16 protein-coding genes are annotated in these 20064 nt (G+C 73.2%); 9 read left to right on the top strand and 7 right to left on the bottom strand.

The genetic code is table 11. From position 1 onward, the window contains the following. The first annotated feature begins 325 nt into the window (after nt 1-325). A complete protein-coding gene (locus tag ACWD3O_RS14655; RefSeq protein WP_451416081.1) occupies nt 326-706 on the top strand; it encodes a cellulose binding domain-containing protein in 381 nt (126 codons plus the stop codon). A 231-nt stretch (nt 707-937) separates the two neighbouring features. Here the strand turns inward: ACWD3O_RS14655 and ACWD3O_RS14650 are convergent, their stop codons facing one another. Next, complete coding sequence (locus ACWD3O_RS14650) at nt 938-1558, bottom strand: helix-turn-helix domain-containing protein (protein WP_451411388.1); 621 nt, start codon at nt 1556-1558, stop codon at nt 938-940. Between the two features lie 333 nt (nt 1559-1891). Between ACWD3O_RS14650 and ACWD3O_RS14645 the strand changes: the two genes are divergently transcribed. From ACWD3O_RS14645 to ACWD3O_RS14625, 5 genes are all read left to right on the top strand, one after another. Then, nucleotides 1892-3346 (top strand): NCS2 family permease, encoded by a 1455-nt coding sequence (locus ACWD3O_RS14645; RefSeq protein WP_451416080.1) that lies wholly within the window; start codon nt 1892-1894, stop codon nt 3344-3346. A 234-nt stretch (nt 3347-3580) separates the two neighbouring features. Then, a complete protein-coding gene (locus ACWD3O_RS14640) occupies nt 3581-4336 on the top strand; it encodes an amino acid ABC transporter ATP-binding protein (RefSeq protein WP_451411386.1) in 756 nt (251 codons plus the stop codon). 13 nt (nt 4337-4349) lie between these two features. Beyond that, nucleotides 4350-5411 (top strand): glutamate ABC transporter substrate-binding protein, encoded by a 1062-nt coding sequence (locus tag ACWD3O_RS14635; RefSeq protein WP_451416079.1) that lies wholly within the window; start codon nt 4350-4352, stop codon nt 5409-5411. Between the two features lie 20 nt (nt 5412-5431). Further along, nucleotides 5432-6076, top strand: a complete 645-nt coding sequence (locus ACWD3O_RS14630; protein WP_451411384.1) for an amino acid ABC transporter permease — start codon at nt 5432-5434, stop codon at nt 6074-6076. After that, nucleotides 6073-6951, top strand: coding sequence for an amino acid ABC transporter permease (locus ACWD3O_RS14625; protein WP_451411383.1), 879 nt, complete (start codon nt 6073-6075; stop codon nt 6949-6951). Before ACWD3O_RS14630 ends, ACWD3O_RS14625 begins: the two co-directional genes overlap by 4 nt. Before the next feature lie 174 nt (nt 6952-7125). Here the strand turns inward: ACWD3O_RS14625 and ACWD3O_RS14620 are convergent, their stop codons facing one another. Further along, nucleotides 7126-7893: a hypothetical protein gene (locus ACWD3O_RS14620; RefSeq protein ID WP_451416078.1), complete on the bottom strand. Its 768-nt coding sequence runs from the start codon at nt 7891-7893 to the stop codon at nt 7126-7128. Between the two features lie 105 nt (nt 7894-7998). On the opposite strand from ACWD3O_RS14620, the gene ggt reads away from it, so the two are divergent. Beyond that, entirely contained in the window at nt 7999-9867 is a 1869-nt protein-coding gene (gene ggt / locus ACWD3O_RS14615; RefSeq protein WP_451416077.1) for a gamma-glutamyltransferase, read from the top strand. A 58-nt stretch (nt 9868-9925) separates the two neighbouring features. On the opposite strand, the gene ACWD3O_RS14610 is transcribed toward ggt, so the two are convergent. After that, nucleotides 9926-12625: an ATP-dependent Clp protease ATP-binding subunit gene (locus ACWD3O_RS14610; RefSeq protein ID WP_451416076.1), complete on the bottom strand. Its 2700-nt coding sequence runs from the start codon at nt 12623-12625 to the stop codon at nt 9926-9928. 256 nt (nt 12626-12881) lie between these two features. Here ACWD3O_RS14610 and ACWD3O_RS14605 point away from each other — a divergent pair, with 256 nt between their 5' ends. Further along, a complete protein-coding gene (locus ACWD3O_RS14605; protein ID WP_451416075.1) occupies nt 12882-14240 on the top strand; it encodes a hypothetical protein in 1359 nt (452 codons plus the stop codon). Between the two features lie 133 nt (nt 14241-14373). Further along, entirely contained in the window at nt 14374-14598 is a 225-nt protein-coding gene (locus tag ACWD3O_RS14600; RefSeq protein WP_451411378.1) for a hypothetical protein, read from the top strand. Nucleotides 14599-15065: 467 nt separating this feature from the next. On the opposite strand, the gene ACWD3O_RS14595 is transcribed toward ACWD3O_RS14600, so the two are convergent. The 4 genes from ACWD3O_RS14595 to ACWD3O_RS14580 are packed head-to-tail and all read right to left on the bottom strand — an operon-like array spanning nt 15066 to nt 20045. Further along, nucleotides 15066-15242, bottom strand: a complete 177-nt coding sequence (locus ACWD3O_RS14595) for an MbtH family NRPS accessory protein (protein ID WP_451416074.1) — start codon at nt 15240-15242, stop codon at nt 15066-15068. Then, nucleotides 15239-19165, bottom strand: coding sequence for an amino acid adenylation domain-containing protein (locus ACWD3O_RS14590; RefSeq protein ID WP_451416073.1), 3927 nt, complete (start codon nt 19163-19165; stop codon nt 15239-15241). The genes ACWD3O_RS14595 and ACWD3O_RS14590 overlap by 4 nt, the downstream gene beginning before the upstream one ends. Further along, nucleotides 19162-19392 carry a phosphopantetheine-binding protein gene (locus ACWD3O_RS14585; RefSeq protein ID WP_451416072.1) on the bottom strand — a complete coding sequence of 77 codons (231 nt, stop codon included), beginning with the start codon at nt 19390-19392 and terminating at the stop codon, nt 19162-19164. Before ACWD3O_RS14585 ends, ACWD3O_RS14590 begins: the two co-directional genes overlap by 4 nt. Before the next feature lie 8 nt (nt 19393-19400). Further along, nucleotides 19401-20045: an isochorismatase family protein gene (locus tag ACWD3O_RS14580; RefSeq protein ID WP_451411373.1), complete on the bottom strand. Its 645-nt coding sequence runs from the start codon at nt 20043-20045 to the stop codon at nt 19401-19403. Between the last annotated feature and the right edge of the window lie 19 nt (nt 20046-20064).

Below are 20064 nucleotides of genomic sequence, written 5' to 3'. Positions count from 1 at the left end.
TGGGTGGCGACGTCGACCTCACCTCCTGCCCCCCGTTCCCGTGTGCCCCGCCGGTGGTTCCCTCCGCCCGGCGGGGCGCACGTCCACGTCGCGCCGGCGGCCCCGCCCGCTCCGGCCTGCGGAGTCGAAACTTTCGGCGAGTTTTCGTAATAAAAATTGTCCCGAGGGGATGCAACTTCCCCTCGTGTTCGCTAATTTCTCGGCTCGCAGCGGTAAACGGCGCCCCACGCCGAGGAGTGCGTACCGAAAATTGCGGCTGGGGCGCCGTCCAAGCCGTCCGCTGCCTGCTCGATCCTGACCACCCCCGGCGAAGGGTCGCACGACGATGACGATCCAGTCCCTGTGGCGGACGGCCATGCGGCTCGACGCCCTGAACGGCGCCACCACCACGCCGCCCCCAGGCGGATCCGGCTCCTGCACCGCCATCTTCCGGACCGACTCCGCCTGGAACGGCGGGTACAACGGCACGGTGACCGTCACGGCGGGCGGCTCCGCCGTCAGCCGCTGGACCGTGACGATGGCCATGCCGTCCGGGCAGAGCGTGGTGTCGCTGTGGAACGGCACCCCCACCACGAGCGGCAGCACGGTGACGGTCCGGAACGCCGCCTGGAACGGCTCGCTCGCGGCCGGTGCGTCGACCGGCTACGGCTTCACGGCCGGCGGCGGCGGTTCCGCCCCGACCGTGACGGGCTGCTCGACCTCCTGATCCCAGGCCTTCGGGCCTGACGGGGGACCGCCGGTCCGCCGGGCGGGAGGACGTGCCCCCCTCCTCCCGGCGGACCGGTCAGGGCCCCACGGCCGTGCCCCCACCACGGTCCGCCGCCGGCCACGCACCTCGTCGTCGGCGGCCCCCACAGGCGCCCCCGCCGGACCTCCGGCGGGGGCGTCCGCGCGCCGGGGGGCTCGCGCCGGGGGACTGCCTCGCCGCGGTGCCCGCTCACCGGTGCCCGAGGCACTCCCAGAACCGCTGGACGATGTTGTCGAGGTAGTTCTTCTTCCCCTCCTCGGCGGAAGCGGCGGCCGCGGTGGTCCGGCCGAGCGCCATCGCCATCAGGTTCTGGTACTCGCCGTGCATGGTCCGCAGAGCGTCCTGGAGATCCCGCTTCTCCATCGAGACGAGGCGGGCCACCGCCTTGATGTGGGCCTGCCACCGTGTGGAGACCGCCTCGACGAGCAGCGAGGCGAGCTGCTCCTCCAGGCCGGTGATGGCGATCATGGCGGACGCCGGCAACTGCAGTGCGCTGCCCAGCTGTCCCGCCTGGAACGGCGTGCCCGTCCACCGGCCGGACTCCTCCATGCGGAGGTAGTCGCCGAGCGGCATGCCGATCGCCTGGGCGACGTCCTCCGGCGCCATCCCCCGCGCCAGACGGTGCTCGCGCAAGGTGCGCGGGGCGCCCATCAGATCACCGGGAGCGCACCACAACGCCCCTGCCAGGGCGGTGAGTTCATGGAGGCTGGGCACCGCGATGCCACGCTCCCAGGCGGTGATGTGATCGGGCGTCACGTAGGTCATCCCGTAGGAGGCGCGCATTCCGTACGCGACGTGGCCGGGTGCCATCCCGAGCCTCTCGCGCAGTGTGCGGGCAGCGCGTGCATTGAAAGGGAGTTGTGGATGCACGGACGGAGAGTATGCAGTCACACCGGGTTGTTCCACGGTCGCTGTCGCCGGTGTCCCGATTGGGCGGGATAGATCACCGTCAGGTTCGTAGCAAGCTACGAGGAAAGTTTCTTGATCAAATCTACGCGCGTATGCGGGAGTTGAGAGTTCGCGTGTGATGCGTATGATCCGCTCGCAAGACGCCGCACGTGTGTTCGCGACGCCTGGCGGCAGCATGCCGTCCACGGCGCCACGCCGGCCGTTCCCCCTGCCCGTTCAGTTCCAGGAGACGTCATGCAGCAAACAGACACCGGAAACGCAGCGCCGCCCGCCAGAGCCGGCGGCGGCGGTGGCGGTGGACTGGACCGGTTCTTCCGCATCAGTGAGCGGGGCTCGACCTACGGTCGGGAGATCCGCGGCGGACTCGCCACCTTCTTCACCATGGCGTACATCCTGGTTCTGAACCCGATCATCCTCGGCAGTGCCAAGGACAAGTTCGGCGACCAGCTCGACCCGGCCCAGCTGGCCACCGCCACCGCCCTGGTGGCCGCCGTGATGACGGTGATCATGGGCGTGGGCGGCAACCTGCCGCTCGCCCTGGCCGCCGGCCTCGGCCTCAACGCCGTCGTCGCCTTCCAGATCGCCCCGCTGATGGCGTGGGACGACGCGATGGGCCTCGTCGTCCTCGAGGGCCTGCTGATCTGCGTGCTGGTGATGACCGGTCTGCGTGAGGCGATCATGCACGCCATCCCGCAGCCGCTCAAGCAGGCGATCAGCGTCGGCATCGGTCTGTTCATCGCCTTCATCGGCTTCGTCGACGCCGGCTTCGTCACCCGCATCCCGGACGCCGCGAACACCACCGTGCCCGTGCAGCTCGGCACCGGCACCCTCACCGGCTGGCCGATGCTGGTCTTCTGCCTGGGCGTCCTTGTCACGATCGTCCTGCTCGCCCGCAAGGTGAAGGGCGCCATCCTCATCAGCATCGTCCTGATGACGCTGCTCGCCATCGTCATCAACGCGCTGGCCGACGTGAAGAGCTGGGGCCTCACCACCCCGGCCCTGCCGGACAGCCCCGTCGCGGCCCCTGACTTCGGCCTGCTCGGCCAGTTCGACCTGCTCGGCGCCTTCGGTCAGGTCACCGTCCTGACCGTGGTCCTGCTGATCTTCACCCTGATCCTCTCCGACTTCTTCGACACCATGGGCACCGTCGTGGGCGTCACCGCCGAGGCGGGTCTGCTCGACGAGCGGGGTCAGGTGCCCGGCCTCAGCCGCGTCCTGCTGATCGACGGCGCCGCGGCGGTCGCGGGCGGCGCGGCCTCGTCCTCGTCCGCCACCACCTACGTGGAGTCGGCCGCCGGTGTCGGTGAAGGCGCCCGCACCGGCTTCGCCAGCCTCGTCACCGGCGGTCTGTTCGCCCTCGCGCTCTTCTTCACCCCGCTGCTCACCATGGTGCCGATGCAGGCGGCCTCCCCGGCCCTGGTCGCGGTCGGCTTCCTGATGATGACGCAGGTCCGGCACATCGAGTGGGACCGCTACGACGTCGCGATCCCCGCCTTCCTGACGATCACCGTCATGCCGTTCACGTACTCCATCACCTACGGCATCGGCGCCGGCTTCATCGCCTACGTGGTCATCAAGGCCTGCCTGGGCCGCGCCCGCGAGGTGCACTGGCTGCTGTGGGGGACCGCGGTGCTCTTCCTGGCCTACTTCGCCATCAGCCCGCTGAAGATGCTGCTCGGCATCGAGTAGCACCCGGCGGGCGGTAGGGGGCTCCTCCCACGGCGCGGACCGCGCCCCGGGGGGAGCCCCCTTTGCGTGCGGTGACCGGATCGGTCCGCCACCGGACCCCGTGCGGCCTGTTCCCGCCCGCCCCTTCGCGTGGACCGGTGGGATGGTGTCCGAAGTGCGTGCCTCCATCACATATCGGAGGGTGTCGGATAGTTTACGGAGCCAACGACACGTCGATGAGCAATGGGGCTGGGCATGGCCTTCGATCCTCTGATCGAGCCTTTGATCGAACTGCGCGACGTCAACAAGTACTACGGCGACCTGCACGTCCTTCAGGACATCAACCTGACCGTCTCGCGCGGCGAGGTGGTCGTGGTGATCGGCCCCTCGGGGTCCGGCAAGTCGACGCTGTGCAGGGCGATCAACCGGCTGGAGACCATCCAGTCCGGCAGCATCAGCCTCGAGGGGCGGCCGCTGCCCGAGGAGGGCAAGGCACTCGCCCAGCTGCGGGCCGAGGTCGGGATGGTCTTCCAGTCGTTCAACCTCTTCGCCCACAAGACGGTCCTGCAGAACGTCTCGCTCGCCCAGATCAAGGTCCGCGGCCGCAAGCGGGAGGACGCCGACCGGCGCTCCCGCGAACTGCTGGAACGCGTGGGGCTCGCCGCCCACGCCGACAAGTACCCCGCCCAGCTCTCCGGCGGCCAGCAGCAGCGCGTGGCGATCGCCCGGGCCCTCGCGATGGAACCCACCGCGCTCCTCTTCGACGAGCCCACCTCCGCCCTCGACCCGGAGATGATCAACGAGGTCCTCGAGGTCATGCGGCAGCTCGCCCGCGAGGGCATGACCATGGTGGTGGTCACCCACGAGATGGGCTTCGCCCGCTCCGCCGCCAACCGCGTGGTCTTCATGGCCGACGGGAAGATCGTCGAGGACCGTCCGCCGGAGGAGTTCTTCACCGACCCGCGAAGCGAGCGGGCCAAGGACTTCCTGTCCAAGATCCTCAAGCACTGACCGGGGCGCGCCCATGACGAATCCCGCCCGCAGCACCGCCGACCACCGCACCGCCGACCACCGCACCGCCCACCCCCGCACCGCCCTGCACCCCCGCACCGCACACCACAGCACCGTCCCACCCCGCCCCAGCACCGTCCCGCCCCGCCGCGCCGCCCGACGGCGCTTCGCCGGCCGTGCCGTCGGCTCCCTCCTCGCCGCCGCCCTGGTCCTCGCCACGGCCGCCTGTGGCAAGGACGGCAGCCCGCCGGTGAAGGGGCCCGCCCAGGACCAGCTCCCCACCTATCGGGTGAACGAGGACTTCCGGCTGCCCGAGTCCCCGACCTGGCGTCGCGCGGAACGGCGCGGCCACTTCGTCGTCGGCGCCAAGGAGGACCAGCCGTTCCTCGGGGAGAAGGACCCGGCCACCGGCGACTACACCGGCTTCGACATCGAGATCGCCCGCATGATGTCGGCCTCGCTCGGCCTGGACCCCGGCCGCATCCAATTCCGGACCATCGCCTCCGCCAACCGCGAGACCGCCCTGCAGAACGGGCAGATCGACTTCTACGTCGGCACCTACACCATCAACGACAACCGCAAGAAGCTGGTCGGCTTCGCCGGGCCCTACTACATGGCCGGGCAGGGGCTCCTGGTGCGCAAGGACGAGAAGGACATCAAGGGCCCCGACGACCTGTCCGGCAAGCGGGTCTGCTCGGCCTCCGGCTCCACCCCGTACCAGCGGATCAGGGACGAGTACCCCGAGGCCACCCTCGTCGCCTACGACTCCTACTCGGTCTGCGTGGACAACCTGCTGACCTATCAGGTCGACGCCGTCACCACCGACGACGCCATCCTCATCGGCTACGCCGCCAAGGTGCCCGAGGAGCTGAAGGTGGTCGGCAGGCCGTTCTCCGAGGAGCCCTACGGCATCGGCGTCCCCCGGGAGGACAACGCGCTGCGGGAGGCCCTGAACGACGCCCTGGAGGAGCGGCAGAAGAACGGCGACTGGAAGCGGGCGTACGAGGCCACCCTCGGCCTCTCCGGGGTGCCGGCGCCCCAGCCGCCCCCCATCGACCGATACCCGGCGGGCTGAGCGAGGGACCGGAACCTGACGTGAACGTACTGAGCGACAACTTCTCCACCTACGGCGAGGGCTTCCTCGGCACCGTCCAGCTCACCTTCTTCGCCTCGCTGCTCGCCCTGGCACTGGGCTTCGTGATGGCCTCCTTCCGGGTCGCCCCGGTCGGATCGCTGCGGGTCGTCGGCACGGTCTGGGTGACGGTGCTGCGCAACACCCCGCTGACCCTGCTGTTCTTCGCGGTGCTGCTGGGCCTGCCCCGGTTCGGCCTGGTGCTGCCGTTCAACGTCTTCGCGGTGCTGGCGCTGGGCTGCTACACCTCCGCGTTCATCTGCGAGGCGCTGCGCTCCGGCATCAACACGGTGCCCCGGGGCCAGGGCGAGGCCGCCCGCAGCCTCGGCATGACGTTCACCCAGACGCTCTCCCACGTCGTCCTGCCGCAGGCCTTCCGCACCGTCATCCCGCCGGTCGGCTCCACCCTGATCGCCCTGGCCAAGAACTCCGCCATCGCGGGCGCGTTCAGCGTCACCGAACTGCTCGGCACCTACAAGACGCTGGGCGAACTCGGCTACGACGTCATCTGGACCTTCGTCTGGATCGCCCTCGGCTACCTGATCATCACCCTCGCCATCAGCGCGCTCTTCAACGTGCTGGAGCGCAAGTGGGGAGTGCCCCGATGACCGCGAACACGCCCTCCGCCCTCTACGACCTCCCCGGCCCCAAGGCCCGTGCCCGGCACCGCCTCTACGGCGTGGGGGCCACCGTGGTGATCCTGGCGCTGCTCGGCTGGCTGGTGTACCTGCTGATCGACACGGGCCAGTTCGAGGGCGAGAAGTGGAGCCCGTTCCAGTACAAGGGGATCCAGGAACTGCTGCTGCGGGGGCTCGGCAACACCCTCAAGGCCTTCGCGATCGCCGCCGTGCTCTCCCTGCTGCTGGGATGCGTGCTCGCCGTCGGGCGGCTCTCCGAGCACCGCGTCCTGCGCTGGATCTCCACCCTGCTGGTGGAGTTCTTCCGCGCCATGCCGGTGCTGGTGATGATCTTCTTCGTCTTCGTGGCGCTGGAGGTCCAGCCGCTGCCCGCCCTCGTCACGGGGCTCACCCTCTACAACGGCTCGGTCCTCGCCGAGGTCTTCCGCTCCGGCATCAACTCGGTGGACCGGGGCCAGCGGGAGGCGGCCTACGCCCTCGGCATGCGCAAGACCCAGGTGATGACCTACGTGCTCGCGCCCCAGGCGGCGCGGGCCATGCTGCCCTCCATCATCAGCCAGTTGGTGGTCGCCCTGAAGGACACCTCACTGGGCTTCCTCATCACCTACGAGGAGTTCCTGCACGCGGGGAAACTCATCGCGTCGAACCTTGACTATGATTTGCCTTTCATCCCCGTGGTCCTGGTGATCTCGCCTGTCTACATCGGGATGTGCATGTTGCTCTCCTGGTTCGCCGGGTGGGTCGCCCGGCGCGAGCAGCGCAACCCCAAGACCGAGGCCGTCGGCCCGGCCGAGGCGGGACCGCTGCTGCCGGGCGAGGCCCCGCCCACGGCCGACAGGCCGTAGGGAGCGGCGGCTCACAGGGCACCCCTGGATCCGCCCGGCAGCAGCCGGAGATCACTGCTCGCGCGGTGGCGGCCCGTCCGCAGGACGGCCCGCCCCGGACGGGGAGAAGGTCAGCTGCGCGCCGGCCGGGTCCGAGCCCGGCCGCCCGGCACCGGCCTCCGCAGGGCGTCCCGCTCAGGAACCCGCCCGGTGCTTGGGCTGCGCCTGCAGCGTCTTCACCGGGGCCGCCGACTGCGCCGCCTTGGTCACGTCGCCCACCAGTTCGACCACATCGGCCCCGTAAGCGGCCGAGTTCACCACCTTGAGCAGCAGCACGAAGGAACCGCCGTCGTACTTCCGCGCCAGCTTCTCGTGGTTGCGGGCCAGGTAGCGGGTCGCCGCCTGGTTGGTGATGGCGCGCTGGCCGCAGAAGAGGAAGACCGGGCGCGCGTTCCTGCCCTGGCCCGCCGTCAGCCGCGCCAGCAGGACGTACTCCTCCTTGCCCGGCTCCATCCGGAAGCGCTCCGAGCCGATCTGGAACGCGCCCCGGTCCGGGCCGGCGTCCGGCTCCACGTTGATCCGCACGCCCGGCAGGAGCGAGTGCAGGTGCGCCGCCAGCCGCCGGTTGGCGCCCGGGCCGCCGACGCAGAACTCGGTCCGCTCGCCGAAGCTCTGCTGCGCCGCGTCGTGCGGCACCAGCTGCGCGTGGGCGTTGCACTCCTTGACCACGGCGGCGAGCTCCAGCAGGGCGAAGACGTCGTGCCGCACCACGGTGAGCTCCGGGCCGGCCCCCGGGTCGCGGTTGACGACCAGCAGTGACTCCGCGTTGTCCGGCAGGCCGAAGAAGGACTGTTTGCGGCGGAGCCGGCGGTCGGCGAGGCGGCCGCGGAACAGCCAGCCCAGTGCCGCGCCCACGCCCAGCGCGACCACGGCGACGGCGAGGAACAGTACGACGGTATTCATGGGCGCGCAGCCTAGCGGGAGCCCATCAGGCGTTCGAGCGCGCCTCTGAAGTGTGCACGGCAATTTGGGCTAGGCTGCGGCGATTCCCGACGACCGGAGGTAAAGGTGCGTCCTTCCGTCACACCCCAGCCCGTCACCCGGAACGAGGCCGGAGCGCCGGGAGGGCTCCGGCGCAGGAGGCCGGCCGTCCTCGCCGTCTCCGCCGCCCTCCTCTCCTCCCTCACCGTCGCCGCGCCGGCGCAGGGCTCGCCCGCGGACCGGCCCGGTGCGACGCCCGTCAAGACGCCGGTGGCCACCGGCTACGGCGGAGCCGTCTCCAGCGTCGACCCGGACGCCACGGCGGCCGGGCTGGAGATCCTCAGGAAGGGCGGCAACGCGGTCGACGCCGCGGTCGCCACCGCCGCGGCCCTCGGCGTCACCGAGCCCTACTCGGCCGGAATCGGCGGGGGCGGCTACTTCGTCCACTACGACGCCCGGTCCCGCACCGTGCACACCGTGGACGGCCGTGAGACGGCGCCGCTCAGCGCCGGACGCGACCTGTTCCTCGAGGACGGCCGGCCGATCCCGTTCGCCGAGGCCGTCACCAGCGGCCTCTCCGTCGGCACCCCCGGAACGCCCGCCACCTGGGACGCCGTGCTGGACCGCTGGGGCAGCAAGCGGCTCGGCACCCTCCTGGCGCCCGCCGAGCGGCTGGCCCGCGAGGGCTTCACCGTCGACGAGACCTTCCGCGCGCAGACCGCCGCCAACGAGGCCCGGTTCCGCAACTTCCCCGACACCGTGGACCTCTTCCTCCCCGGTGGCCGGCTCCCGGTGGTCGGCTCCACGTTCACGAACCCGGACCTGGCGCGCACCTACGCGCGGATGGCCCGCGACGGCGCCGGCGTCATGTACCGCGGGCCGATCGCCGAGGACGTCGTCGAGACGGTCAACCACCCGCCCGTGGACCCGGGTTCGGGCTACCGCGCGCGGCCCGGCGACCTCACCGCACGGGACCTGGCGCGGTACCGGGTCAAGGGGCAGGCGCCCACCCGCGTCGACTACCGGGGCCTGAAGGTCTACGGCATGGCCCCGTCCTCCTCGGGCGGCACCACCGTCGGCGAGGCCCTCAACATCCTGGAGCGCACCGACCTCTCCCGGGCCACCCAGGCCCAGTACCTGCACCGCTTCGTCGAGGCCAGTCGCGTCGCCTTCGCCGACCGGGGGCGCTGGGTCGGCGACCCCGCCTTCGAGGACGTGCCCACCCGCGAACTGCTCTCCCAGGAGTTCGCCGACTCCCGCGCCTGCCTGATCAAGGACGACGCGGTGCTCACCAGCCCCGTCGCCCCCGGCGACCCGCGCGACCCCGCGGCCTGCGCCACCGGCGGTGAGGCCGCCCCGACCACCTACGAGGGCGAGAGCACCACCCACCTCACGGTCGCCGACAAGTGGGGCAACGTGGTCGCCTACACGCTCACCATCGAGCAGACCGGCGGCAGCGGCATCACCGTGCCGGGCCGCGGGTTCCTGCTCAACAACGAGCTGACCGACTTCTCCTTCGCCCCCGCCAACCCCGCCGTGCACGACCCGAACCTGCCCGGTCCGGGCAAGCGGCCGCGGTCCTCGATGTCGCCCACCATCGTCCTCGACGGACACGGCAGGCCGGTGCTGGCGCTCGGTTCGCCCGGCGGCGCGACCATCATCACCACCGTGCTGCAGACCCTCACCGGCGTGGTCGACCGGGGGCTCCCGCTGGTCGACGCCATCGCCGCGCCGCGCGCCAGCCAGCGCAACGCCGCCCGCACCGAGCTCGAGCCCGGCCTGTACGACAGCGCGCTGCGGGCCGAACTCGAGGCGATCGGGCACGTGTTCGGCCGCAACCCGGAGATTGGCGCGGCCACAGGTGTGCACCGGCTGCCCGACGGCCGCTGGACCGCGGCCGCCGAAACGGTTCGCCGGGGAGGCGGCTCCGCCATGGTGGTGCGGCCCGCCCGCTGACGGGACCGCACCACCGCGGCCGGGGCGCTCAGGAGCCGGTGCCGCAGGGCCGGGTTGCTCAGGAGCCGGTGCCGCCGGAGCCGCCGAACGGCGCTTCCGGCGGAGCCTCCTGGCCCCCGGCCGCCGCGGTCGCCCCGCCGCCCTCCACCTGGAACGCGAGGCGGTCGTCCGCGCCGACCTCCACCGTGACCCGGCCGCCCCCGGACAGCCGGCCGTCCAGCAGCATCCGGGACAGCTCGTTGTCCACCTCGCGCTGGATGGTGCGGCGCAGCGGCCGGGCACCGTACTCCGGCTGGTGACCGTGGCGCGCCAGCCAGTCCACGGCCTCGTCGGTGAACCGCACCGTGACCTCCTGGGCGTGCAGCCGCCGCCGGGTCCGCTCCAGCATCAGGTCGGTGATCTGCCGCAGCTGGACGTCGGTGAGCTGGCGGAACACCACGATCTCGTCGATCCGGTTCAGGAACTCCGGCCGGAAGTGCTGCCGCAGCGGACGGAGCACCTGCTCCCGGCGGGCCTCCTCGTCCGCCGCCGCGTCCGCGGTGGTGAAGCCCAGCGTCCCGCCGCCCCGGACGATCGCCTCCGAGCCCAGGTTGCTGGTCATCACGATCACCGTGTTGGTGAAGTCGACCGTGCGTCCCTGCGAGTCGGTCAGCCGGCCGTCGTCCAGCACCTGCAGGAGGATGTTGAAGACGTCCGGGTGCGCCTTCTCCACCTCGTCGAGCAGCAGCAGCGAGTACGGATGGCGCCGCACCACCTCGGTGAGCTGGCCGGCCTCCTCGTGCCCGACGTAGCCGGGCGGGGCGCCGACCAGGCGGCTCACCGTGTGCCGCTCCTGGTACTCGCTCATGTCCAGGCGGACCATCCGCTCCTCGCTGCCGAACAGCGCCTCGGCGAGGGCGCGCGCCAGCTCCGTCTTGCCCACGCCGGTCGGCCCGAGGAAGAGGAAGCTGCCGATCGGCCGGTCCGGACCCGCCAGGCCGGCGCGGGCCCGCAGCACGGCGTCCGAGACCGCCCTCACGGCCTCCTCCTGGCCCACCACCCGCTCGTGCAGGTGCTCCTCCAGGTGCAGCAGCCGCTCCTTCTCCTCCGCGGTCAGGCTGGCCACCGGGATGCCCGTCTGCCGGGACACCACCTCGGCGATCGACTCGACGGTCACGACCAGGTGCTGCCCGTCGTCCGGGTGCTCCTCCTGGCCGGCCGCCTCGATCCTGCCGCGGACCTCCTCGATCCGGTCCCGCAGCCGCATCGCCTCCTCGTACTGCTCGGCGGCGACCGCCTGGTCCTTGTCCCGGGTGAGCTGCTCCGCCTCCCGCTGCAGCGCCCGCACGTCCGTGCCGCGGGAGCGCGTCCGCAGCCGGACCCGGGCGCCGGCCTGGTCCATCAGGTCGATCGCCTTGTCCGGCAGGAAGCGCTCGGTGAGGTAGCGGTCGGACAGCTCCACGGCCGCCACCAGCGCCTCGTCGGTGTAGCGGACCTGGTGGTGGGCCTCGTAGCGGTCGGCCAGGCCGCGGAGGATCTGGATCGCGTCGGCGACCGACGGCTCCGGCACCATGACCGGCTGGAACCGGCGGGCCAGTGCGGCGTCCTTCTCGATTTTGCGGAACTCCTCCAGCGTCGTCGCGCCCACCACGTGCAGCTCGCCGCGGGCCAGGGCGGGCTTGAGGATGTTGCCCGCGTCCATACCGCCCTCGCCGCCACCGCCGGCGCCCACCACCGTGTGCAGCTCGTCGATGAAGACGACCAGCTCGTTGGGGTGCGCGCGGATCTCGTCGATGATCCCGTTGAGCCGCTCCTCGAAGTCGCCCCGGTAGCGGGTGCCGGCGACCACGCCGGAGACGTCCAGGGCCACCACCCGGCGCCCGGTCAGCACGTCCGGGACGTCGTCGTCCGCGATCCGCTGGGCGAGGCCCTCGACGATCGCCGTCTTGCCGACGCCCGCGTCGCCGATCAGCACCGGGTTGTTCTTGCCGCGCCGGGAGAGCACCTCGACGGTCTGCTCGATCTCCTCCTCGCGCCCGATCACCGGGTCGATCCGCCCCTGGCGGGCCAGTTCCGTCAGGTCACGGCCGTAGCGGTCCAGGTTCGGGGTGTTCATGCCGTGCCGCGGCCCCTCGGGACCGCGGCGCACGGCCGTGGAGCCGGAAGGACCGCGTCCGGCCGCCGCACCGGGCGGCTCCTGCGCCTCCGGCGGGGGAGCGGGCGCGAAGCGGGCCGTACTGAGGATGTGACCGGCCGCCGAGTCGGGGTTGTCGGCCAGCGCGCTCAGCACGTGCTCCGGGCCGATGTAGCCGTCGCCCCGCCTGCGGGCCAGCTCGTGGGCGTCCAGCAGGGCCCGCTTCACCGCCGGGGTCATCGCCACCGACGCCGGGGGCGTCTCGTCCTCGCCCGGCGACGGGGCGCGGCTGTCGATGTCCGCGGCCAGCTCGTCCGGATCGGCGCCCGCCCGGGCGATCAGGCTCCGCGTCGGCTCGATGGCCAGGGCGGCGCGCAGCAGGTGCTCGGTCTCCAGGTCACGGCTGCCGTGCTCGGCCGCGTAGGCGGCCGCCGCGCGCACCAGGTCCTGGGCGGGGCGGCTCATCAGCCGGCCGATGTCCACCCGGCGGGGCGGGCCGCCGTTGCCGCCCTGCCCCTGCGCGCCCCCGCCCGAACTCCTGGCCGACGGCGCCGGGCCGAGGAGACCACTGCTGAACAGGCGTGCGAAGAACTCTGCGAAGGGGTCCGAGCCGTAGCCCTGCGGACCCGGAAATCCGCTGGTCATCAGCCATCCGTTTCGGCGCGCCCCCTGCTGCGGGCGGGCGCACGAGGTCGACGTCGCGTGCGCCCGCCGGGTGCCCCTGCGGCCGGTGGCTACACCTCGCCCCCGGAGGGGCGCCACCGGCGGCGGCCGTCACCGTTCGCGGGCGCGGGGCGACGCCGCGTCATGCCGGAAAACTCCGCGTAGCGCGGACGTAACACGGCTGGTGTTCCCTTCGGAGCCGGGAAGCTCCGGTCCGCAGCGGTGGGGTGAACACGGCATGGCAGGTGAACAGCTCCCGGCGCGGGTCCGGGAATTCGCAGGCTACCTGGGAGGCCTCCTCGGGCGCGTCGACCAGCGGGCCGGCTGGTCCGGCGTCTTCTGGGACCGGCACCCCGAGGGCATGCGCGCCTGCCTGGAGGGTCGGGACGTGCCGCCGTGGGACGTGGTCGCGGGACTGCTCCATGACCTGGCCGCCGCCCACGGCGCCCCGGCGGCGGCCGCCGAGACGGAGCCGGCCCGCGCCCTCCACGCCGCCGCCGCGACCGCGTACGACGCCCGGCCCGGCGGGCGGGAGGCACTGCGGGACCGGCTGGAGGCCGCGTGGCGCGAGGAGCAGGAGGCCGCCGGACGCCGGGCGGAACTGGGCCGCGCGCTCGAGGCGGCGGGCGGCGACCGGGCCCCCGAGGCGCTGCGGGCGGACCTGGCCTGGGCCTGCGACGACCACGAGCGGGCCGTCGCCCGGTGCGCCGAACTGCGGGGGCGGTGGGAGGCGTTGAGCCGCGTGGAACGGGCGGAGCCCGTCGGGGTGGCGGGTTCCTCCTCCTCCGCTGCCGCTGCCGCTGCCGACCGGCAGAAGCGGAAGCGGCCGCGGGGCAGTGCGCGGTTCGCCGGCATGCTGGAGGAACCGGACGCCCAGGCGGTTCCCGCGCCGCCCACGGGTCACTTTCCTCTTGTGGTCCCTGCTGCTGCTCCCGTGCCCGGGTTCGGTCCGGAGCCGGGGCGTGCGGGGGCTGGGGCCGGGGCTTGGGCCGGGGCACCGCGGGGTGCGCGGTTCGCGGGGGCGACGGAGGAGCCGGCGGCCGGCGGGACGGACACCCCGGGGCCCGAGGACCGGCGGCTGGCGGCCGAGCAGGTGGCCCGCCTGCTCCGGCTCCGCGGCCAGGGCCTCTCCGGCGAGGCGCACGCACTGCTGGCCGAGATGGCCTCCTGGCCCCCCGCCCGTCTCCCGCTGGTCGCGGAGGAACTGTCACGGTCCCGGGACGACGTCGAGTGGACCACGCTGCTCTGGGAGGTGTCCTCGCTGCCGGTGACGCGGCTGGTCCCGGTCGAGGACGCGCTCGCGGCGGCGGGGCGCGGGGAGGACGGGGAGCGGGTGCTGCGGCAGGGGGTGGCCCGCGCGGCCGAGGAGATCGGCGACGCGGTCCTCTCCCTCACCGCCGCGGGCCGTCACCGGGAGGTGCGGTTGCTGCTGGACGCGTACGTGCGGGTCCACGCCCCCGCGGAGGTCGTGCGTTGCGTCCGGCCCGACCCGGACCGCCTGGTCCCGCTCCTCCTCGCGGCCGGCCGCGGTGTCTCCGACGACCACCACTGGTCCCTCGTCCACGCCCTCCGCGTCACGGGCATCCGCGGGGTGTAGTCCCTCCGTCCGGATCAGCCGGCCGGCGGCAAGGAAAACGCCGGTGGGACGCCCCCACACGCCGGGCGAGGACATAACGCACAGGCCGCCGGGAAGCCGACACAGGCGTCCACCCGTCCTTCGAGGAGGCAGCATGAGCAGCCCGTCCCAGCAGGAACTCGTCGCCCGCCTCGTCGCCGTGGAGAAGCGCCTGGACCACACCGAGGCCGCCCCGCTCGCCGGGCAGCAGGCCATTCCCGTCACTCCGACGGTCCACGACCACCACTACGAGGGTCCCGGACCCTGCAGGGCGGAGGTGTTCGGCGAGCAGTGCGAGGCGCACCGCGACCTTCACCAGCACACCGCCGACAGCGCCTGAGACGCCACCGGCTTCTGCCCGCCGGGGCGAGCATCCCGTCGTACGAACGCCCGGGGCGGCTGCCCACGCGGCAGCTCCTCAGCCGTCGGGGAGCAGGTCGTTGAACACTGCTCGCCTGTTCTCCACCGCTTCCTGCCTGCTGATGTTGGTGTGGCCGAGGGGGGCGAAACTGTGAACGCCCAGCGCCTAGGAGTTCGAGCGCCGGTTCACCGATCACGACGGCGCCGGTGAGTCAGTCCGCCGTCAGGTCGAGGTCGGGAACATGGCGCCACGCTTACGACAACCACAGGCCCTCGCCACCGTGCGTCACGGAGTCGCCGACAGCCTCGGCCGCCTCTTCCAGGTAGTCCACGCCGCTGCGGGGCCGCCCCGGACGATGTGATGAACGACGAGCGGGGTCGGTGGACGGCGGCAGGGGCGGGGTGGGGCCGCCCCTGCCGTGGTGGACCGTGGGGTCGCGGGGTGGGTCAGGAGGGGTGGAGGTGGTCGTCGCAGGCGGGGCGGGGGGCGGGGCCGAAGAGGGGGGTCCAGCCCGGGGGGACCTCCCGCCAGGCCGGCCACAACGACCGCTGCCCCCGCCCGTTCCCCAGCACCAGGAACGGCGACTCCCCGTCGAACGGGGAGGGAATGTCCGTCGTACTCACGCGTCGAGCTCCTTGATCCGGGCCGAGACCGCCGCCGCCACCGCGTCCAGGTGACGGCCCTGCGTGATCAGCGGATGGGTGCAGTCGAGGTCGAGGTTCCGGACCTCGCCGCCGATGTGCGGACGCCAGGACTCCCACGTCAGCCAGTCCTCCGCCCGCGGTGCCGCCGCCGTGAAGAACAGCAGGTCGCCCTCGTAGCACCGGTGCTCGTGCTCCCGCATCAGCCGCGCGTTGTGCGGCACGATGTCGACGATCCGGTTGAGCGTGACGTCGGACAGGCCGCCCAGCGGGCTGCCCAGCCGGGCCAGCGTGGCGACGACGTCCTCCTTGGTCGCCTCCCCCGTCCGCTCCAGGCCCGCCATCCGGAGCACCGCGGTGAGGGCGTCGCCCTCCTCGGGGGCGGGCCGCTCCCGCCACTGCTCCGCGGGGAACGCGTCGAGCAGCGCCAGCAGGTCCACCTCCTCGCCGGCCTCCTGGAGCAGCACCGCCATCGTCTGCGCGAGCGCGCCGCCCACGGACCAGCCCATCAGCCGGTACGGCCCGTGCGGCCGCACCGCGCGGACCCGCTCGACGTACTCGGCGGCCAGCGACTCCAGCGACTCCGGCAGCGGACCGCCCTCGAGCAGGCCCGGCGCCTGGATGCCGTACACCGGCTGGTCGGGGCCGAGCCGCGCGGGCAGGCCCGCGTAGCACCAGGCGATGCCGCCCGCCGGGTGGAGCACGAACAGCGGCGGCCGGTCGCCCTCGGGGCGCAGCGGCAGCACGACGTCCAGCGCGTCCGAGGAGGACGGCCGGGCACTGTCCAGCCGCGCGGCGAGCGCCGCCGGCGTCGGCGAGGCGAACAGCGAGCCCAGGGTGAGCTCGGCGCCGAACTCCTCGCGGATCCGCGCCACCAGCCGGATCGCCAGCAGCGAGGAGCCACCGAGGTCGAAGAAGGCGTCGTCGGCGCCCACCTCGCCCAGCCCCAGTACCTCGGCGAAGACCCGGGCCATCGCCTCCTCGCGGGCCACCGTGGGACGGCGGCCTCCCGACGCGTGCACCGGCGCGGGCAGGGCACGGCGGTCCAGCTTGCCGTTGGGGGACAGCGGGAACTCCGCCAGCGCCACCACCGCCGTCGGCACCATGTGCTCCGGCAGGGTCAGCGCCACCGCCTCGCGGACCGCCGACGGGTCGGCGGAGCCGGTGACGTAGCCGACCAGCCGCTGGTCGCCGGGCCGGTCCTCGCGGACCAGCGCGCACGCGCCGTCCACACCGTCCTGGGCGGCCAACGCGGCCTCGATCTCGCCGAGTTCGATGCGCTGCCCGCGCAGCTTCACCTGGTGGTCGGTGCGGCCGAGGTACTCCACCTGACCGTCCGCCCGCCAGCGGGCCAGGTCGCCCGTGCGGTACATCCGCTCACCGGGCGGCCCGAACGGGTCGGCGACGAACCGGGACGAGGTCAGCTCCGGCCGGCCCAGGTAGCCGTCGGCCAGCTGGACGCCGGCCAGGTACAGCTCGCCGGGAACCCCGGGCGGGCACGGCTGGAGCGCGGCGTCCAGCACGTACAGGCGGGTGTTCCAGACGGGCGCGCCGATCGGCACCGGACCGTCGTGCCCCGGCAGCACCTCGTGGAAGCTGACGTCCACGGCGGCCTCGGTCGGGCCGTACAGGTTGTGCAGCCGCACCTGCGGCAGCCGGGCGGCGAAGGTCCGCGCGGTGTCCCGGGGCAGCGCCTCGCCGCTGCAGAACACCTGCCGCAGCGTGGAGCCCACCGACGCGGCGGACGGCTCGGCCAGGAACAGCTGAAGCATCGAGGGCACGAAGTGGCAGGTGGTGATCCGCTCCTCGTTGATCAGCCACGTCAGGTACGCCGGATCGCGGTGCCCGCCGGGCTCGGCCACCACCAGCGTCGCGCCGACACGCAGCGCCCAGAAGAACTCCCACACCGACACGTCGAAGGAGGCCGGGGTCTTCTGCAGCACCCGGTCGCCCGCGGACAGCGGGTACGCGTGCTGCATCCACCGCAGCCGGTTGTCGATCGCCCCGTGCGGGACCACGACGCCCTTGGGGCGGCCGGTGGAGCCGGAGGTGTAGATCACGTAGGCGGGGTGGGACGGCGTCAGCGCCCTGGCCGGGTCGCAGGCCGGGTGGGCCGACAGGTCCAGACCGTCCAGCACCACCAGCGGCGTGTCCACGCCGGACGGGAGCCGCCGCTCGTGGTCGGTCACCGCACAGACCGGGGCCGCGTCCGCCAGCATGTCGACGAGCCGCTGCGCCGGGTGGTCCGGGTCCAGCGGCAGGTAGGCCGCGCCCGCCTTGAGCACCGCCAGCAGGGCCGTCACCAGCTCCAGGGAGCGGGGGACCGCCACGCCGACGACCGTGCCGGGACCGGCGCCCCGCTCGATCAGGTGGCGGGCCAGCCGGTTGGCCCGGGCGTTGAGTTCGGCGTAGGTGAGGGTGGTGCCGTCGAAGACCAGGGCCGGGGCGTCCGGGGTGCGGGCCGCCTGCGCCTCGATCGGGCCGATCAGCGTGGTGGGCGGAAGCTCCCGGGAGGTGTCGTTGAACTCCCGCAGCACCAGGTCGAGTTCCTCCGGCAGGGCCACCGGGTGCACGGCCAGGGGGAGGTGCGGGTCGGCGTCGACCAGGCGGTCCAGCAGGGCCAGGAAGCGCCGCTGGTGGACGGCGACCTCGTCCTCGGAGTAGAGGGCGGGGTTGGCGTCGTGGTCGATCTCCAGGCCGTGGCCGTCGGCACGGTCGTAGATGTTGACGGTGAGGTCGTCGACCGGACCCGCGGACAGGCTGCGGAGCCGGGCCGGGGAGCCGGCGAAGCCCACCGCGTAGTCGAACGGCATGGTGTTGACCAACGGCCCCACCAGGGCGCGCTGTTCGCCCAGGAGACCGAGGTCGCGGCGGATGTCCTCGTAGCGGTAGCGCTGGTGGCGGCGGGCCGCGCGCAGCGCCAGCACGACCTGGCGGACCAGCTCGGCGAAGGTCTGCTCCGGCTCCACCGAGACGCGCAGCGGCAGCACGTTCATCACCATGCCGGGGACGCGCAGCGCCGCCGAGCCCATCCGGCCCATCAGCGGCACGCCCAGCACCACGTCCTGCCGGTTGGTGGCGCGTGCGGTGTACAGCGCCTGGGCGGCGATCATCACCTCGGGCCAGGTGGCCTTCAGCGCGGACGCGGTCCGCCGGAGCCGGTCGGTGGCCTCGGGGGACAGGTGGGCGGTGCGGCGCAGGAAGGTCCGCGAGGGGTGCGCGGGACGGCCGGCCAGGTGGGGGGCCTCCGGCCGGTCGGCCAGCAGCTCGCCCCAGTACCCGCGGTCGGCCTCGAAGGCGTCGCCGGAGCGGTACTCGGCGTCCAGCTCGACGAGTTCGGCCAGCGGCCGGAAGGTGCGCGGGGGCGGCTCCTCCCCGCGGGCGAACGCGGTGTACGCCTCGGCGGTGCGGCGGCCCAGCAGGGTGTAGCCGTAGCCGTCCATCACCAGGTGGTGGATCCGCTGGTACCACAGCCAGCGCTCGTCCCCGGTGCGCAACAGGGCCTGCTTGAACAGGGGTTCGGTGCCGGTGAGGTCGAACGGCTCGGCCAGGTCGGCGCGCATCCACTCCTCGGCGGCGCCCGCCGGGTCCGCGGCGTCCCGCAGGTCCAGCACCTGGAACGGCACCGCGACCTCGTCCGGGACGATCTGCCGCGGCCCCTCGGGGGTCTCGAGGAAGCGGGCGCGCAGCGCGTCGGCCTCCGCGACGACCAGCCGCAGGGCGCGCGCGAAGAGCTCCGGGTCCAGCGGCCCGTCGATCTCGGCGCACTCCGCGGTGTTCAGCGCCGGGCTCGCCGGGTCCAGGGCCTGCGCGTACCACATGCCCGACTGGGCGCCGGTCAGCGGGAGTTCGGCCGGTCCCCCGGTGCGGGACTGCCCGGTGGGGGCGGGCGTGGCGACCGTCACGAGGTCGCCCCCAGGAGCTGTGCCCAGGCCTCGACGGCGGGCTTCTCCGCGAGGTCCGCGAAGTCGGCGGTGACGCCGTGGTCACGGCGCCAGCCTTCCAGCAGCGCCATGATCCGGACCGAGTCCAGGCCGTAGTCCACGAGGTTCTCGTCCACCGGGATGTCGGCGAGGTCCTCGCCGAGACAGTCGGCGACGTCGGCGTGGATCCGGTTCAGGGTGAGGGCCATCGCGCGGATCAGTCCTTCTCGGTCAGCGCGCCCAGCAGGGCGTCGGTGGTGGTGACGGCCGCGCAGCGGCCGGCGGCCCAGCGCAGGGCCATGTCGTGGTCGTCGCGGCTGAAGTCGGCGACCGCGTCGGCGACCAGGTGGGCGCGGATGTCCCGCTGCCAGGCGTCGGCCGCGCTCATCAGCACGCCGATGTGGGCGTAGACCCCGGTGACGATCAGCTCGTCGCGTCCCCACCCGGCCATCAGGTCGGCCAGCTCGGTGCGGACGAAGGCGCTGTACTTCCACTTGCGGAGCAGCGTGTCGCCCGGCGCCGGCGCCACGATCTCGGGGGTGGCCAGCTTCTCGGGGTCGTCGGCCACGCCCGGCCCCCAGAAGTCCAGCTGGAGACCGCGCTCCTCGGGCGTCTGACCGCCCTTCTGGGCCGAGTACACCACCGGCACGCCGGCGGCGCGGGCCGCGGCGATCAGCCGGGCGGTGTTGGCGAGCATGCCGGTCAGTGGCTGCTCACCGGCCGGGAAGGCGCCGAGGAAGTGGTTCTGCAGGTCGTGCACGAGCAGCACGGCGCGCCTCGGGTCCGCCGTCCAGGAGACCCGGTTCTCGGGCAGTTCCTCGGGCGCGGGCAGCGGATAGGGGGCGATGGCGGGGAGTGCCATGGGATTCGTCGAGGGCCTT

It is taken from the genome of Streptomyces sp. NPDC002640, assembly GCF_053592575.1.
This window is presented reverse-complemented; position numbering and strand designations above follow the sequence as displayed.